The 15,190-nt window shown below is 72.2% G+C and carries 14 protein-coding genes; 12 read left to right on the top strand and 2 right to left on the bottom strand.

The genetic code is table 11. The features are described from left to right. Complete coding sequence (locus tag ACIQVL_RS02440) at positions 1-1,185, top strand: winged helix DNA-binding domain-containing protein (RefSeq protein ID WP_403474053.1); 1,185 nt, start codon at positions 1-3, stop codon at positions 1,183-1,185. A 316-nt stretch (positions 1,186-1,501) separates the two neighbouring features. Here ACIQVL_RS02440 and ACIQVL_RS02445 read toward each other — a convergent pair whose 3' ends face one another. Next, entirely contained in the window at positions 1,502-1,822 is a 321-nt protein-coding gene (locus tag ACIQVL_RS02445; RefSeq protein ID WP_089101213.1) for a hypothetical protein, read from the bottom strand. Positions 1,823-2,053: 231 nt separating this feature from the next. On the opposite strand from ACIQVL_RS02445, the gene ACIQVL_RS02450 reads away from it, so the two are divergent. From ACIQVL_RS02450 to ACIQVL_RS02480, 7 genes are all read left to right on the top strand, one after another. Further along, positions 2,054-2,422: an ArsC/Spx/MgsR family protein gene (locus tag ACIQVL_RS02450; RefSeq protein WP_403431079.1), complete on the top strand. Its 369-nt coding sequence runs from the start codon at positions 2,054-2,056 to the stop codon at positions 2,420-2,422. Positions 2,423-2,543: 121 nt separating this feature from the next. Continuing rightward, the gene (locus tag ACIQVL_RS02455; RefSeq protein WP_403474055.1) at positions 2,544-3,257 is read left to right on the top strand and encodes a hypothetical protein; all 714 of its coding nucleotides are present in this window, start codon (positions 2,544-2,546) and stop codon (positions 3,255-3,257) included. A 283-nt stretch (positions 3,258-3,540) separates the two neighbouring features. Beyond that, on the top strand, positions 3,541-4,572 hold the full coding sequence (glnII, locus tag ACIQVL_RS02460) for a glutamine synthetase (RefSeq protein ID WP_403474056.1): 1,032 nt from the start codon (positions 3,541-3,543) through the stop codon (positions 4,570-4,572). A gap of 408 nt (positions 4,573-4,980) precedes the next feature. Then, a complete protein-coding gene (locus ACIQVL_RS02465; RefSeq protein WP_403431073.1) occupies positions 4,981-5,559 on the top strand; it encodes a winged helix-turn-helix domain-containing protein in 579 nt (192 codons plus the stop codon). A gap of 458 nt (positions 5,560-6,017) precedes the next feature. After that, entirely contained in the window at positions 6,018-7,298 is a 1,281-nt protein-coding gene (locus tag ACIQVL_RS02470) for a sensor histidine kinase (RefSeq protein ID WP_403474057.1), read from the top strand. Continuing rightward, a complete protein-coding gene (locus ACIQVL_RS02475; protein WP_403431067.1) occupies positions 7,283-7,933 on the top strand; it encodes a response regulator in 651 nt (216 codons plus the stop codon). The genes ACIQVL_RS02470 and ACIQVL_RS02475 overlap by 16 nt, the downstream gene beginning before the upstream one ends. A 173-nt stretch (positions 7,934-8,106) precedes the next feature. After that, complete coding sequence (locus ACIQVL_RS02480; protein ID WP_403431064.1) at positions 8,107-9,669, top strand: DUF1996 domain-containing protein; 1,563 nt, start codon at positions 8,107-8,109, stop codon at positions 9,667-9,669. 92 nt (positions 9,670-9,761) lie between these two features. Here ACIQVL_RS02480 and ACIQVL_RS02485 read toward each other — a convergent pair whose 3' ends face one another. Continuing rightward, the gene (locus ACIQVL_RS02485) at positions 9,762-10,169 is read right to left on the bottom strand and encodes a hypothetical protein (protein ID WP_403431062.1); all 408 of its coding nucleotides are present in this window, start codon (positions 10,167-10,169) and stop codon (positions 9,762-9,764) included. 173 nt (positions 10,170-10,342) lie between these two features. On the opposite strand from ACIQVL_RS02485, the gene ACIQVL_RS02490 reads away from it, so the two are divergent. The 4 genes from ACIQVL_RS02490 (at position 10,343) to ACIQVL_RS02505 (ending at position 15,037) form a co-directional block, all read left to right on the top strand. After that, the gene (locus tag ACIQVL_RS02490; RefSeq protein ID WP_403431059.1) at positions 10,343-12,271 is read left to right on the top strand and encodes a hypothetical protein; all 1,929 of its coding nucleotides are present in this window, start codon (positions 10,343-10,345) and stop codon (positions 12,269-12,271) included. A 92-nt stretch (positions 12,272-12,363) separates the two neighbouring features. Then, complete coding sequence (locus ACIQVL_RS02495; RefSeq protein ID WP_403474058.1) at positions 12,364-13,260, top strand: metal-dependent hydrolase; 897 nt, start codon at positions 12,364-12,366, stop codon at positions 13,258-13,260. Continuing rightward, positions 13,260-14,291, top strand: a complete 1,032-nt coding sequence (locus ACIQVL_RS02500; RefSeq protein ID WP_403431054.1) for a PDR/VanB family oxidoreductase — start codon at positions 13,260-13,262, stop codon at positions 14,289-14,291. Before ACIQVL_RS02495 ends, ACIQVL_RS02500 begins: the two co-directional genes overlap by 1 nt. A 56-nt stretch (positions 14,292-14,347) precedes the next feature. Beyond that, complete coding sequence (locus ACIQVL_RS02505) at positions 14,348-15,037, top strand: TetR/AcrR family transcriptional regulator (protein WP_403431052.1); 690 nt, start codon at positions 14,348-14,350, stop codon at positions 15,035-15,037. Positions 15,038-15,190: the final 153 nt, after the last annotated feature.

The following is a 15,190-nucleotide window of genomic DNA, read 5'->3' on the forward strand; positions in this document are numbered from 1 at the left end:
ATGAGCGGCGGGCGGCGGCACATCGGGGTGGCGGAGCGGCGGGCCCGGCTGGCGGTGCGCCACCGGCTGGTGGGCCCGGCGCGGGCGACGGCGCCGGAGGAGGTCGCCGAGGCGCTGGTGGCGCTGCACGGCTCGGATCCGGCGACGGTGTACCTGGCGGTGGGGGCGCGGCTGGCCGAGCCGGCGAAGACCGTGCCGGAGACGGAGCGGGCGCTGTACGGGGACCGCACCCTGGTGCGGATGCACGGCATGCGGCACACGGTGTTCGTCTTCCCCGCGGACCTCACGGCGGTCGTCCACGCCTCGACGGGCCTGACGGTGGCCGCCCGTGAACGCGCCGCACTGGTGAAGGACATGGCGCGGGCCGGCGCCCCGGACGCGGCCTGGCTGGCGGAGGTCGAGTCCTCGACGCTGGCCGAGCTGGCCCGGCTCGGCCAGGCGACGGCGACGGAGCTGGCGGCCGCCGAACCGCGCCTGCGCGAGCAGTTCCCGTACGCCGCCGGCAAGAGCTACGAGGGCGTCCACACCGTCTCGACGCGTCTGCTGAGGGTCCTGGGCGTGGAGGGCAAGGTGGTGCGGGGCCGCCCGCTGGGCTCCTGGACGTCGAGCCAGTTCCGCTGGGCGGCGACACCGGACCATCCGGAGCTGGACCCGGCCGAGGCCCAGTCGGTCCTGCTGAACCGCTGGCTGCACGCGTGCGGCCCGGCCACGGAGGCGGACCTCAAGTGGTGGACGGGGTGGCGGGTGACCGAGGTCCGCCGGGCGCTGACCGCGATCGGGGCGGAGCCGGTGGCCCTGGACGAGGGCGACACGGGGTACGTGACCGCCGGCGACCTGCCTGAGGTCACCGGGCCGTCCCGCCCCTGGGCAGCCCTGCTGCCCGCTCTCGACCCGACGGCCATGGCGTGGCAGCGGCGGGACTGGTACCTGCCGCCGGAGCTGCGGCCGCTGCTCTTCGACAGAAGCGGCAACGTGGGGCCGACGGTGTGGTGGGACGGGCTGGTGGTGGGCGGCTGGGCGCAGCGCCGGGACGGCGGGATCGTCTGGCGGATCCCCGACCCGGGCATCCGGAGAGAGGCCGAGCAGGCGGTCGCGGCGGAGGCGGAGCGGCTGCGGGGCTGGGTGGGAAGCGCGAGGGTGACCCCGCGGTTCCGGACGCCGGTGGAACGGGAGCTGAGCGGGTGACGCGGGGGTGAGGCCGGGGGTGGGGACGCTCGCCGGCGCTTGCCGGGTGCCTCCCCCAGCCTTCGGCCGGGGACCCCCAGCGCCCACCCGTGCCGCCTGGGGGTACCTCCCAGGCCCTTGAGGCACTGGGGGAGGCACGCCTGCCCGCAGCTGGGTCTTTGTCTTTCAGGGGCGCGGGGAACTGCGCGACAAGCCCCCACCGGCCCGCGGCCGAACACCAACGGCCGCACCCCGATGCGGGGGCCTGGGGCGGCAGCCCCCAGACAGGTCAAGCGCCGGGCGCCGCCGCGAACTCACGGCACCCGGCACCAGCGGCTCACCGCGAATATCGCATCAGGGCGCGCACCATGTGGCAGGTCGTGTCCGACGGCGGGTGGATCCCGATGCTCTCCGCCGTGCTCCGTATCGTCTCGTTGCGCGCCTGGTTGGGCAGGTAGACGCCGGAGTCGAGCAGGGCGATGGCGAGGCGCATGGCCTTCAGGCGGCGGTTGTGGGTGACGTACCACTCGCGTGGCCGCCCGGCCGGCAGCGGACGCTTCTCCGCCGGCGCGTACGGCGAGTCGAGCAGCACCGCACGCTTCGCGGTGGACTGGGTCGGCAGGGACTTCGGCTTCGGCTTCAGTGCGGCAGCGGGCACGGGCATCCTCCTGTCGCGGTCGGAGCGCCCCCGGACCTCCCGGCGACCCTCTCGAACACTGAGTCCAGTGTACCGGTCGGCACTGACAACGAGACAGACCGCAAAGGCACTGAACTCCCAGGTGGGTGTGGGTTTTTCAGGTGGGACGCGATGGGCGTGAGGGGTCCTCACGACACCCCCAAAAATTCGAACAGAGCCGCCCGGGAAGGCGGCTCGCGTACCGTTCCCCGCATGGAGATCTGGATCAACCCCGCCTGCTCGAAGTGCCGCAGCGCGATCGGCCTGCTCGACGCCGAGGGGGCCGACTACACGGTCCGCCGCTACCTGGAGGACGTACCGACCGGGGGCGAGATCAGGGCCGTACTCGAACGGCTGGGGCTCGAACCGTGGGACATCGCCCGCACCCAGGAGGCGGTCGCCAAGGAGCTGGGGCTGAAGGAGTGGGCGCGGGACGCGGGTGCGCGCGAGCGGTGGATCGCGGCCCTGGCCGAACACCCCAGGCTCATCCAGCGGCCGATCATCACCGCCGACGACGGCACGGCGCTGATCGCCCGTACCGACGAGGCCGTACAGGAAGCGCTGGCCAGGAGCAAGAGCTGAACGGCCTTCAACTCCGGTGTGACGTAGGTTACTTCGGTGACTCCTGTAACTGCTGAGTAACGACGTTCGGTATCTCGTACCTATCGGCGTACGTTCCCCCACCCCTTCTCAGGAGGCGCGCATGTCGCGTAGGAGAACTCTCGGCGCCAAGAAGACGATCGCGCTGCTGGTCGGCGCCGCGGCCGTGGCCGGCGGCGGGGCCTTCGTCCTGGCGTCCACCTCGAACGCCGCGCAGCCCTCGCAGGGCGCGAAGACGCTGTCGTCCGCCGCGGACTCGACCGTCTGCTCGGGGCTGGCCACGGCCCTCGGCAACAACCAGAAGTTCATCGCGGGCCAGAAGGCGAACCCGGACGCGCAGTCGTCGGCCCGGATCGCCAACCGCGAGGCGGTCATCGAGCAGATCAAGGTCCAGCAGAAGGCGTCCGGTTGCGTCGTTGGGGAGTCGGCTCAGGGCTCCCAGGCGGCGAGCGGGACGCAGACGGGCCAGACCGGGCAGACCGGCCAGACCGCCACGGCGGCGCCGTCGCAGAGCGCGGCGACCGGTAACACGGGCAACACCGGCAACACCGGTGGTGCCGCCGCCTCCGGGCAGCAGGTCTGCAAGGGGTCGACGGTCACGCTGTCCGGCGAGGCCGGCGCGCCGGCCGCCTCCAGCAACCAGTTCCCGGCGGGGACCACGCTGAAGGTCACCAACCTGGACAACAACAAGTCCACGACGGTGAAGGTCACGTCGGTCTCGGGCAGTTGCGTGCTGCTCAACAACGCGGCCTTCGAACAGGTCCGGGAGCCGGGCAAGTTCCTGATCCGCCGCGCGCTGATCGAGAAGGTCGGCTGACCGGAAACACGAACCGGGGCTCGGCCGTCGGCCCTTACGGAGGGAAGGCCGACGGCCGCCGCGAAGGGGCGGGCACGGTGCCCGAATTGGGCTCCGTACCCCGCCCGCCCCCCTCCCACAACGTGAGTCGCACCACAGAACCACCAGGTAACACCGGGTTCACATTCGAGCAATGATCGGGAAATCGCCTGTTGACAGGCTTCCGGGCAACACCGAGGCGCCCCAGTGCCGTAGCGCCGCTGCACCCGCAAGTGCGCCCGACCCACCCCGAAGGATGTGGCCCGTGACCTTCAAGGCTGAGTACATCTGGATCGACGGCACCGAGCCGACGGCCAAGCTGCGTTCGAAGACGAAGATCATCGCGGGCGCCCCCGCCGGTCTCGACGCGCTGCCGATCTGGGGCTTCGACGGGTCCTCCACGAACCAGGCCGAGGGGCACTCCTCGGACCGTGTGCTGAAGCCGGTCTTCACCTGTCCGGACCCGATCCGCGGCGGCGACGACGCCCTCGTCCTGTGCGAGGTCCTGGACATCGACTTCACCCCGCACTCCTCCAACACGCGTGCCGCGCTGACCGAGGTCGCCGAGAAGTTCGCCGCGCAGGAGCCGATCTTCGGCATCGAGCAGGAGTACACCTTCTTCGACGGCTCCCGCCCGCTGGGCTTCCCCGAGGGCGGCTTCCCGGCCCCCCAGGGCGGCTACTACTGCGGTGTCGGCGCCGACGAGATCTTCGGCCGCGAGATCGTCGAGGCGCACCTGGACAACTGCCTGAAGGCGGGTCTCGCGATCTCCGGCATCAACGCCGAGGTCATGCCCGGCCAGTGGGAGTTCCAGGTCGGCCCGGTCTCCCCGCTGGAGGTCTCCGACCACCTGTGGGTGGCCCGCTGGCTGCTCTACCGCACCGCCGAGGACTTCGGCGTCTCCGCCACCCTCGACCCCAAGCCGGTCAAGGGCGACTGGAACGGCGCCGGCGCGCACACCAACTTCTCCACCAAGGCGATGCGCGAGGGCTACGACGCGATCATCACCGCGTGCGAGTCGCTCGGCGAGGGCTCCAAGCCGCTCGACCACGTCAAGAACTACGGCGCCGGCATCGACGACCGCCTGACCGGTCTGCACGAGACCGCTCCGTGGAACGAGTACTCCTACGGCGTCTCCAACCGCGGTGCCTCGGTCCGTATCCCGTGGCAGGTGGAGAAGGACGGCAAGGGCTACATCGAGGACCGCCGCCCGAACGCCAACGTCGACCCGTACGTCGTGACCCGGCTGATCGTCGACACCTGCTGCACCGCCCTGGACAAGGCCGGCCAGGTCTGATCCCCGGACTCCGCTCCCGGTCTCCCGAAGGGGGCGCCCACCGTCACGGTGGGCGCCCCCTTCGGCATGGACGGCGAATCCGGCTCCGCCGACGTCATGCCAAGTAAGCGTCCAAGCAGTGAGAGGAGGGTCCTGTTTCCCGCCTGTGTCTGCTTCAATGGGCGCATGGCCAGCTTCCAGAAGTGCAGCGCGACGGGTCGCCAGGACCTTGAGCCGTTCTGGCCTTCTCGTCAGCACCACGACTTCGACCGGGTGTGTTGCCGCGCGACGAACGCGCGGGCCCTCTAAAGCCGTACACCCCGGCCTTCGGCCAGCGCGGAAAGCAGTACGTCCCGCGGCGCGCCCGACCACGAATCGTGGCCGTCGCCCCCGACCGACTGACTCCTCGCGCGAAAGAGCTGACGTCTCATGGCGACCACTCGTTCTCTCTCCCCCGCCTCCGCCCTCGGCGCCTCCTCGCCCGGCCGCCACCGGCTGCGTGCCGTCGACCGCGACGAGGTCGTGGACATGGCGGAACTGCTGCCGCCGGGCGCCACCTGGCTGCCCGCCCCTCAGCACACCCTGCCCACCCTGCCGGGCCGGCCGCCGATGATCGGCTACCTGGTGCTGGTCCCGGCGGACCAGCAGCCGCCCTTCCTGCCGGTCGCCGTAACGGACCCGCAGGTGCCGGCCGCGGAACCCGCCGCCGGCACCCGGCCGCTCGTCACCGTGGACACCGTGGAGCGCACCGCCCAGGTCGACGGGCGCGAGCTCGACCTCACCTACCTGGAGTTCGAGCTGCTCGCCCATCTGGTGGCGCATCCGAACCGGGTGCACACCCGCGACCAGCTGGTCACCACGGTCTGGGGCTACGGCCACGTCGGCGACGGCCGCACGGTCGACGTCCATGTCGCCCGGCTGCGCCGCAAGCTCGGCGCGGAGCACCGCCGGGCGATCCAGACGGTCCGCCGGGTCGGCTACAAGTACACCCCGCCGACAGGCCGCTGACGGTCGGCGGACGGGCCGCGGACGGCCGCTCCGCCCTCGGCAGAACCCCTTCTTACGTCCGGCGTCCCCCCGGGGGCACGATCAACGGCATGAGGCTTCCGGTGCCGGGCGGCACGGCTGCTGCCGGGCCGGGCCGGACGGTATACGTGCGGGCACGGACCCGACGTGTCGCGGGCGGCGGCGCCGGGACTGCCGGGCCTTGACGGTGCGGCGCCGGTGCGGGCGGGCATCGGGGCCGACCCCGATGCCGAAGCACGGGTGCCCGGGGTTCCGTCGGACGGTCGTGATCGGTCCGCGGGCCGGTGGGGGGCGATCGCGCAGTTTCCCGCGCCCCTGAAGGGCGCGGGGAGCTGCACCCGGCATCCCCCACGGCAGTCCCGGGGTGTATCCAGCACCACCCCCTGACACGGGGCTCCGGGCCAGTGACCCCCGCTCGGCCGGTCGGACAGACTGACGGCATGACGACGAACACAGACAGCAGGGGCTTTCGGGCCAGGGCCCGGGAGACCTTGCTCGCCGCCGTGCGCGGGCTGGTGCTGGCGTTGGTGATCCTGCCGGTCTCGGTGCTCTGCTTCGCGCTGACCGCGGTGTCGGTCGCGCTGATCCCGATCGGGGTCGGGATCGTCACGACGCCGTGGGTCCTCGGCGGGGTACGGGACGTGGCGGACGTGCGGCGGCGGCTCGCGTACGAGTGGTGCGGGGTGCGGATCCGGTCGGCGTACCGGGCGCTCCCGGCGGACGCCAGCCCGTGGGTCAGGACCTTCGGAATGCTGCGGGACCCGCAGGTCGGGCGGGACGTGCTGTGGCTGTTCGTCGACATGACGGCCGGGTTCGTGACCGCGCTGCTGCCTGCGGTGCTGCTGTTCTACCCGTTCGAGGGGTTCGCGGTGGCGGCGGGGCTGTGGCGGGTGGTCGCGAACGGTGAGACCTACTGGTACGGCTTCGTGCCGGTCGACGGACAGGCCACCGCCTTCGCCGCCGCCGCGCTCGGCGCCGTCGTCCTCGTCGGCGCCTTCCGCTACACGCCCGCCCTGCTGACCGCCCACTTCCGCCTCACCCGCGCCGTCCTCGACCCCGGCAAGGGCGAACTCGTCGAGCGGGTGCGGGTGCTGACCGAGACCCGGAAGGACGCGGTGGACGCCTCGGCGGCCGAGCTGCGCCGGATCGAGCGGGACCTGCACGACGGGGCGCAGGCCCGGCTGGTCGCCATGGGCATGGATCTCGGGACCATCGAGATACTCCTGGACAAGGATCCGGAGAGGGCCAGGCAGCTGCTCGCGCAGACCCGGCAGGCGTCCGTGGAGGCGCTGGGCGAGCTGCGGGACCTGGTCCGGGGCATCCATCCGCCGGTGCTGGCCGAGCGCGGGCTCGGAGACGCCGTACGGGCGCTGGCGCTGCGGCTGCCGGTGCCGACCGAGGTGACGGTGGAGCTGCCGGGGCGGGCGGACGCGCCGGTGGAGTCGGCCGCGTACTTCGCGGTGAGCGAGGTGCTGACCAACGCGGTCAAGCACTCCGGGGCCGACCGGATCTGGGTGGACCTGCACCACGTGCCGGACGGCGGCGGCATGCTGCGGATCTCGGTCACCGACCACGGCCGGGGCGGCGCGGTGGTCGGCGCCGGGTCGGGGCTGGCCGGGGTGGAGCGGCGGCTGGGTACATTCGACGGCGTCCTGGCCGTCAGCAGCCCCGCGGGCGGTCCCACCATGGTCACGATGGAGATTCCGTGCGCGTTGTCCTAGCCGAGGACCTGTTCCTGCTCCGCGACGGGCTGGTCCGGCTGCTGGAGGCCTACGGCTTCGAGATCGCGGCCGCCGTCGAGTCCGGCCCCGAACTCGACCGTGCGCTCGCCGAGTTGCAGCCGGACGTGGCCGTGGTCGACGTCCGGCTGCCGCCCACCCACACCGACGAGGGGCTGCAGTGCGCGCTCCGGGCGCGGCGGGACCGGCCGGGCCTGCCGGTGCTGGTGCTCTCCCAGCACGTCGAGCAGCTGTACGCGCGCGAGCTGCTGGCGGACGGCAGCGGCGCGGTGGGGTACCTGCTGAAGGACCGGGTGTTCGACGCGGAGCAGTTCGTGGACGCCGTACGGCGGGTCGCGGCGGGCGGTACGGCCATGGACCCGCAGGTGATCCAGCAGCTGCTGTCCCGGCGGGCCGACGACCGGCCGCTGGGGGGCTTGACACCGCGGGAGCACGAGGTCCTGGAGCTGATGGCGCAGGGGAGGTCGAACGCGGCGATCGCCGGGCAGCTCGTCGTCACGGAACGGGCCATCGCGAAGCACACCTCCAACATCTTCACCAAACTGGGACTTGAGGTGTCGGACGATGACAATCGGCGCGTCCTCGCGGTGCTCGCGTATCTGGACCGCGACCGCTGATTTTCCAGAAACAGCCCTGCTCAAACGGCAGTTGTGCCCCAAGTGCGTAACAAATCTCTGATGAATTTGTGAGACGCCTGAACACGTCTGAGACGGGCTGCGTATGAAAGGACGCCGCTTCACTCCTGTCGGGCGCCTCGATGCCGCCCCGCAAGGAAGGTCTGAGGAGTTCCATGGGACGCAACATACGCAAACGCCGTTCGCCGCTGACCGTCAAGGTCATAGCCGCATCGGCGGCTGTCGCACTCGGCGGGGGCGGGCTGCTCTATGCGCAGATGAACGCTTCGGCTCACGAGTCGAACAACTCGGCGCAGAACTACACGAAGGCCGCCTCCGCGACGGTGGCGACCATCTCCTGCCCGGACGTCGGCCAGAAGCTGACGAACGTGCCCGCCAAGGCGAAGATGGGGGTGGCGGCGGAGCTGGCGAACCTCGACAAGCAGATCACCGAGGCCTACTCCCGGCTCGCCTCCACGCGTCAGGCGCAGGCCAACGACGCCAACTTCGTGCAGAACGCGATCGTCGGCCCCCTGAAGGAGAAGCGGGCGGCCACGATCGACCGGATCAGGATCGACATCACGCGGGTCGGCGGCCAGTTCAACAGCGCGCTGTCGCAGCTCGCCGCCTGCACCACGCAGGCCGCCAACCAGACCACCGCCGGGCAGGGCAACAACAACGGTGGTCAGAACAACAACGGCGGCCAGAACAACAACAACGGTGGCCAGAACAACGGCGGTCAGAACAACGGCGGCCAGGCCAGCGCAGCTCCGAGCGCCAGCGCCAGCACCCCGGTCGACGTCGGCGCCGGCGGCCAGGCCGGCAACGGCCCGTCCGCGGCCGACTTCGTGGACATCACGAAGGTCGCGGCGAACGTCCAGGGCAAGCCGCAGAACGGCGCCCAGGCCTCGACCGGTTCCTTCACCACCCGCTGTGGTACGAACCAGAACAAGAACCACAACACCGACAACGTCATCGTGGCGCCCGGCGTGACCAACGGCGCGCACCACGAGCACGACTACGTCGGCAACCAGAAGGTCAACGCGTTCTCGACGAACGACTCGCTGCTGGCCGCCCCCTCCAGCTGCCAGAACCAGAGTGACCTCTCGGCGTACTACTGGCCGGTCGTGCGTGAGCAGGACGGCTCGCAGGAGTTCGACGCGAACGCGGACGGCGGTGGCAAGGAGGGCAACGTCGGCAAGATCATCACGCCGGTCCAGGCGCAGATCAAGTACGTCGGCAGCCCGGCCAGCAAGGTCACGGCGATGCCCCAGTTCCTGCGCATCATCACCGGTGACGCCAAGACCACGACCAACGGTCTGGCCAACGCCAACGCGCACTGGAGCTGCACCGGCTTCGAGAACAAGGTCCAGCTGACCGAGCAGTACCCGATCTGCCCGCAGGGCAGCCAGGTGGTGCGGACCTTCGCCTTCCAGAGCTGCTGGGACGGCGTGAACATCGACAGCGCCAACCACCGTACGCACGTGGCCTTCGCGGACCCCGCGAGCGGTGTCTGCCCGAACGGCTTCAAGGCGATCCCGCAGCTGACCATGCGCCTGGTGTACAACCTGGCCCAGCCGAGCATCGTGAACGGCCAGGTCAAGAACGCCTACGCGGTGGACGGCTTCCCGGAGCAGCTGCACAAGGCCGCGACCGACCACGACGACTTCATCAGCGTCACCAAGAACAACCTGGCGGCGAAGATCGCCAACTGCGTGAACAGCGGCCGCAAGTGCTGAGCGGCAGCTAGCCGGCAACGCCGGTGACACGAGAGCGGGCGGTGGGAATCTCCCACCGCCCGCTCTCGTGTGTGCCGTACGGGTCGCGCCCCTCAGCTGGTGTGCTTGCTGTGGTCGACGCCGATCTCCTCCTCGCCGCCCAGCGTGGTCTGCAGCGCCTTGACGACCTTGTCGGTGCCGACGGCGACCCACTTGCGTCCGACGAGGTAGAAACCGCCGTAGTCCTTCGCGTCGTTGATCCACTCGCGCTGGCCGCGGTCGGTGGCGAAGGTGGCGAAGACGAACTTGCCGGCGGTGACCTTGCAGATCGCCTGGCGGACCTCGTCGGAGTCGATCTGCATGTCCGGGGTGCACTTCACCTTGGCGGCCAGGCTCTCCAGGCTGCCGGTCGCGGTGACCGGGATCTTCGCCTCCGCCTTGCCGTCTCCGGATCCACAGCCCGCCAGCGCCAGTACGGCCACGGCGCCGGCCACGGCGAGCATCGGTCGGGTCGTCCTCATCTGTTCCTCCGGTCGCGTTGCCGGCCCCGGGTGCCTTCAGGGGCCCGTCCCCTTCGATACGGCTGCGGGCCGCGAAGCACTCACATCGGCCCGCATCGTCCCGCATCGCCGCGGACACCGCAGTGTCACCCGGGTGGCGGTGACCAACCAACGGGTGGCTCGTTCTTCAGGACGTGCAGTCACAGGATGTAGCCCAGCGTCACGCAGCCGCCTCCGCCGGAGCCCCGCATCCGGCCGTCGATGTCGAGCAGGCCGAGGCCGCGCTCGTCGAGCACTACCCCCGCCTGGTCCGGCTCGCCTACCTGGTGCTGCCGCCGGGGCTCGCGCGCGGCCGCCGCGTCCTGACCGCGCACGCCCTGGTCCAGCGGGCGCTGCCCCGGGGCCGCAAGCAGGTCCCGGTGGTCCCCGCCCAGTCGAACGGGCGGCAGACCGACCCCGGGTACTCCCTGGTCCGCCTGGAAGTGGTGCGTACGGCGCTGGAGGCGGGCCGGCCGCTCCGGCTCACCGCCCGGCCGAAGCGCCCCCAGCTGCCGCCGCTGCTCCCCCAGGTGTGGGGTCTGCGGCTCTTCCCGCGCTCCGGCGGCGCCGACGAACTCGCCCTGGACCAGCGGCTCGCCGCCCTCTCCGGACCGGCCCGCGCCGCCTACGCGCTGCGCGGCCTCGAACAGCTCCCCGACGGCGACGTGCGCGGGCTCCTGCGGGCGGCAGGCGTCGAGCACCCCGAGGGCGCGCTCGCCGAGGCGAACGGCGTCCCGGCCGAGTACGCGCTGCTCGACTCCAGCGAGTTCGACCCCTGTTCGCTGCAGGCCCGGCCCACCGACCTGATGCGCCGCCGCCGGCACACCAAGGCCGCGCTCGCCGCGGCCGCCGCCCTCGCGGTGTGCGGGGCGCTGGTCGCGCTGCCGGGCGGCGGCTGGGGCGCCGACGGCGCGGCCGCCCCGGTGTACGCGCAGAACCCGGCCGCCCAGGCCGCCCTGGACCCGGCCCGGCTGACGAAGGTCCCGGCCACCGCCTGGAAGACGGCCGCGCGCACCGACTTCTCCGTCTGGCCGGCCCGCGGCGCCCTCACCGGCGACACCGCGCTGCTGCGCCGTGCCCTCGCCGTCTGGGCTCGCCCCGGCGACACCGTCCGCGTCTCGGCGACCCCCGGCACCCAGACCGGCGGCCCGGCCGGACCGCCCCAGCTGCTCTACGCGGGCGTGGTGGACAGCGCCCGGGTGGTGCTGTTCTACGACGGTCTGCGCATCGCCCGCTACGCCGAGCCGAAGGACGGTACCGCGGGCGCGGCCCTGGACTTCGCCCGTGCCGACGGCGCGACCGGCGCGGAGGCGAGCGCCCTGGTGCTGGGCCGCTCCGACGGCAACGTGCGCTATCTGACCGCGCCCTGGGTGACCGAGGCGGCCGAGCGGGACCTGACGAAGCCGGACTCCCGGGCGCTGGACCTCGGGCTGACCGACGGGGTGACCGGGCCGCTGGCCAGCCCCGCAGTGCAACAGGGGACGTGCACGTCCTGGACCGTGCTCCAGCTGACCGACGCGCAGGGTGTGCACGTCTCGACCGACCTGGGCGAGCTGATGCCGGCCCGGCTCACCGCCGGGCGGCCCGGCGGGACCGGCGAGGTCTCCGGGGCGGCGGCGCTGCGCGACTGGGCGCCGTTCGCCTGCTCGCTGGCGGCGGAGCGGTCGGCCGGGGTGCGCAGTGTCAACGCGTGGGCGTTCGCCGAGCAGGAACTGCCCGACGCCAGTGGCAGCGGGTCGTGGGTGTGCACGCGCGCCGAGACCTGGCGGGGCGACGGGACGGTGTCGCTGGCCCAGTTCCGGACGCCGGGCAGCCGGTACGGGGCGGTCACGGCCAAGGGCACCGACGTGACGGCCTGCGGTCCGCGCGATCCGCACGTGCTGGCCGGGGTGTTGTGGAAGTCCGGGGGCGGCCGGTGGTACCTGCTGGCCGCGGGCAGCCGCGACACCGCGTCGGTCCGGGCGACCGGCGGGGTCACGGCGTCGGCGCAGGGCACCCAGCTGGTGGCCAAGGCGAAGCAGGGGGCGCAGGCCGAGCTGGCGGGGACGCTGGAGGACGGGAGCGCGATCAGCGGACTGCGGTGAGCCGGGACCGCCGGAGGCCCTTGCTGACGTTCGCGTAAACAAGGTGTGCCGGAGGCCTTCTCAGGCCACCTACCCGTCAGTACATTGACGCCATGTCCAACAAGCAGCCGCAGCCGGTGCCGTCCGAGCACATCGCGCTCAAGGCCCGCAACGTGTCCTTCGCCTGGGAGGACACTCCCCTGCACTGGGTGCCGGGCGATCCCTTCGCGACGCACACCATCAACGTGCTGCACCTGCTGCTGCCCGCCGGCGAGCGGTGGTTCGTGCACGTCTACAAGCAGGTGCTGCCCCTGATCCACGACGAGCGGCTGCGCGCGGACGTCGTCGGGTTCATCGGGCAGGAGGCGATGCACTCCCAGGCCCATGACGAGGTGCTGCCGCACCTCAGGGAGCAGGGTCTCGACCCGACGCCGTACACCGCGCAGGTCGACTGGTTCTTCGAGAAGCTGCTCGGCGACCGGACCCTGCCGCCCGGGCGGGCCAGGCGCTGGTGGCTGCTCGAACGGGTCGCGCTGATCGCGGCCATCGAGCACTACACCGCCTTCCTCGGCGACTGGGTGCTCAACGCCGACGAGCTGGACCGGCGCGGCGCCGACCCGATGATGCTGGACCTGCTGCGCTGGCACGGCGCCGAGGAGGTCGAGCACCGCTCGGTCGCCTTCGACCTCTTCATGCACCTCGACGGCGGCTACCGGCGCCGGGCACGGACCTGGGCGACGGCGTTCACGGCGATCGTGTTCCTGTGGCAGCGCGGCGCCCGCTTCTTCATGGCGAACGACCCGACGCTCCACGAAGGCCGGGCCCGGTTCCGGGACTTCCACCTCGCCGGCCGGCGCGGCACCCTGCCCGCCACCGGCGACATGCTGAAGTCGATCCCGCGCTACCTGAGCCGCACCTACCACCCCTCCCAGGAGGGCTCCACCGAGCAGGCCGTCGCCTACCTGGCCTCCTCCCCCGCCGCACTCGCCGCCGAGCAGGAGGGCAGGTGATGACGCCGAGGCTGCGGACCGTCGTCGCCGTCGCGGGCGCCGCGCTGCTCGTCAGGCGGGCCCTGCGCCGCCGTATCGAGGCCTCCCCGCTGTGGCCGATGCCGGCCCTGGACCCGCCGACCTCCGGGCGGCCGCGCTCCCGGGCACGGCGGCTGCTGGTCGCCTCGCACCGGACGGTCGCCGACGGGGTGGTCCAACTGCGCCTGGAGGGCGCACAGTTGCCCGCCTGGCAGCCGGGCGCCCATCTCGACGTGGTGCTGCCGTCCGGGCTGGTCCGGCAGTACTCGCTCTGCGGGGACCCGGCCGACACCTCCTCGTACACGATCGCCGCCCGGCTGGTCGCGGACGGGCGGGGCGGCTCCCGGGAGGTCCACGAACAGGTCGTGGAGGGCATGGAGCTGGAGGTGCGCGGACCGCGCAACCGCTTCCCGCTGGTCGAGGCCGCCTCGTACGTGTTCGTGGCCGGGGGCATCGGGATCACACCGGTCCTGTCGATGGTGCGGGCGGTGCCGGAAGGGGTGGCGTGGCGGCTGCTCTACTGCGGGCGGACCCGCGGCTCCATGCCGTTCCTGGACGAGCTGGCCGGGGACGAGCGGGTCACGGTCGCCGCGGAGGACGAGGACGGCCGCCCGGACCTCGACGCGCTGGCCGTTCCGGAGGGCGCGGCGGTGTACTGCTGCGGTCCGGAGGGGCTGATGGCGGCGGTGGAGGACCGCTTCCCGGCGGTCCGCCTCGAACGTTTCGCGCCGCGCACCGACACCGGCGGCGACCACGCCTTCGAACTCGAACTCCGGCGCAGCGGACGGACGCTGGCGGTCCCGGCCGGCACGTCCGTGCTGGCCGCGGTACGTGCGGAGCTGCCGGACACGCCGTACTCCTGCGCACAGGGGTTCTGCGGTACCTGCCAACAGCGCGTGCTGGAAGGGGAGGTGGAGCACCGGGACGAGCTCCTCACGGACACGGAGCGTGCCGACTCGATGCTCATCTGTGTGTCGCGGGCCCGAAGTGGGAGACTTGTGCTGGATCTGTGAACACCCGTGAAGGGTCGGGTCCGTGGGAGGCCGGATCCGATCGGTAAGGTGTTCGCATGACAACCGGGGTACGCCGCAGGATGGGAGTCGAGGAGCGGCGGCAGCAGTTGATCGGCGTCGCCCTCGAACTGTTCAGCCGTCGCTCGCCCGACGAGGTCTCCATCGACGAGATAGCCTCGGCCGCGGGCATCTCGCGGCCGCTGGTCTACCACTACTTCCCCGGCAAACTCAGCCTGTACGAGGCCGCGTTGAAGCGGGCCTCGGAGGATCTCGCGGGCCGCTTCGAGGAGCCGCACGAGGGCCCGCTCGGCGCCAGGCTGCTGCGTGTGATGCGCCGCTTCTTCGACTTCGTCGACGAACACGGGCCCGGCTTCGCCGCGTTGATGCGCGGCGGCCCGGCGGTCGGCTCCTCGGCGACCAACGCGCTCATCGACTCCGTACGGCAGGTCGCCTACGAGCAGATCCTCTCCCACCTCGACGTCGCCGAGGCGCCGGCCCGCCTGGAGCTGGTCATCCGCTCCTGGATCTCGCTCGCCGAGTCGACGGCCCTGATCTGGCTGGACGGACGGCGCATCCCGCGCGCCGAGCTGGAGATCCAGCTCGTCCACGACTTCGCTGCGCTGACGGCGGTGAGTGCCGCGTACGACGAGGAGATGACGGCGTTGGTGAAGCGGATGGTCCAGGGGGAGCCGACCGACGGACCGTTCGCCGACCTGGCCGCCCGCCTGATCGCCCTGGCGGGCTAGCCCCCCGTGCCGGGCGCCCGGGCCGTCGGGCGGCTGCGGCGCCGCGGGGGCTGGTCGCGCAGTTCCCCGCGCCCCTGAAGAGCGCCTCTTCAGGGGCGCGGGGAACTGCGCGGGCAACCACGACGGCGCCGCAGCCGGACAACCGGCAGCAGC

Source organism: Streptomyces sp. NPDC090499, assembly GCF_044769305.1.
Classification (GTDB): Bacteria; Actinomycetota; Actinomycetes; order Streptomycetales; family Streptomycetaceae; genus Streptomyces.

Coding starts and splice junctions, on each gene's coding strand:
- ACIQVL_RS02440 (WP_403474053.1), top strand. CDS start 1: ATGAGCGGCGGGCGGCGGCACATCGGGGTGGCGGAGCGGCGGGCCCGG.
- ACIQVL_RS02450 (WP_403431079.1), top strand. CDS start 2,054: ATGGAGATCTGGATCAACCCCGCCTGCTCGAAGTGCCGCAGCGCGATC.
- ACIQVL_RS02455 (WP_403474055.1), top strand. CDS start 2,544: ATGTCGCGTAGGAGAACTCTCGGCGCCAAGAAGACGATCGCGCTGCTG.
- ACIQVL_RS02465 (WP_403431073.1), top strand. CDS start 4,981: ATGGCGACCACTCGTTCTCTCTCCCCCGCCTCCGCCCTCGGCGCCTCC.
- ACIQVL_RS02470 (WP_403474057.1), top strand. CDS start 6,018: ATGACGACGAACACAGACAGCAGGGGCTTTCGGGCCAGGGCCCGGGAG.
- ACIQVL_RS02480 (WP_403431064.1), top strand. CDS start 8,107: ATGGGACGCAACATACGCAAACGCCGTTCGCCGCTGACCGTCAAGGTC.
- ACIQVL_RS02485 (WP_403431062.1), bottom strand. CDS start 10,169: ATGAGGACGACCCGACCGATGCTCGCCGTGGCCGGCGCCGTGGCCGTA.
- ACIQVL_RS02495 (WP_403474058.1), top strand. CDS start 12,364: ATGTCCAACAAGCAGCCGCAGCCGGTGCCGTCCGAGCACATCGCGCTC.
- ACIQVL_RS02500 (WP_403431054.1), top strand. CDS start 13,260: ATGACGCCGAGGCTGCGGACCGTCGTCGCCGTCGCGGGCGCCGCGCTG.
- ACIQVL_RS02505 (WP_403431052.1), top strand. CDS start 14,348: ATGACAACCGGGGTACGCCGCAGGATGGGAGTCGAGGAGCGGCGGCAG.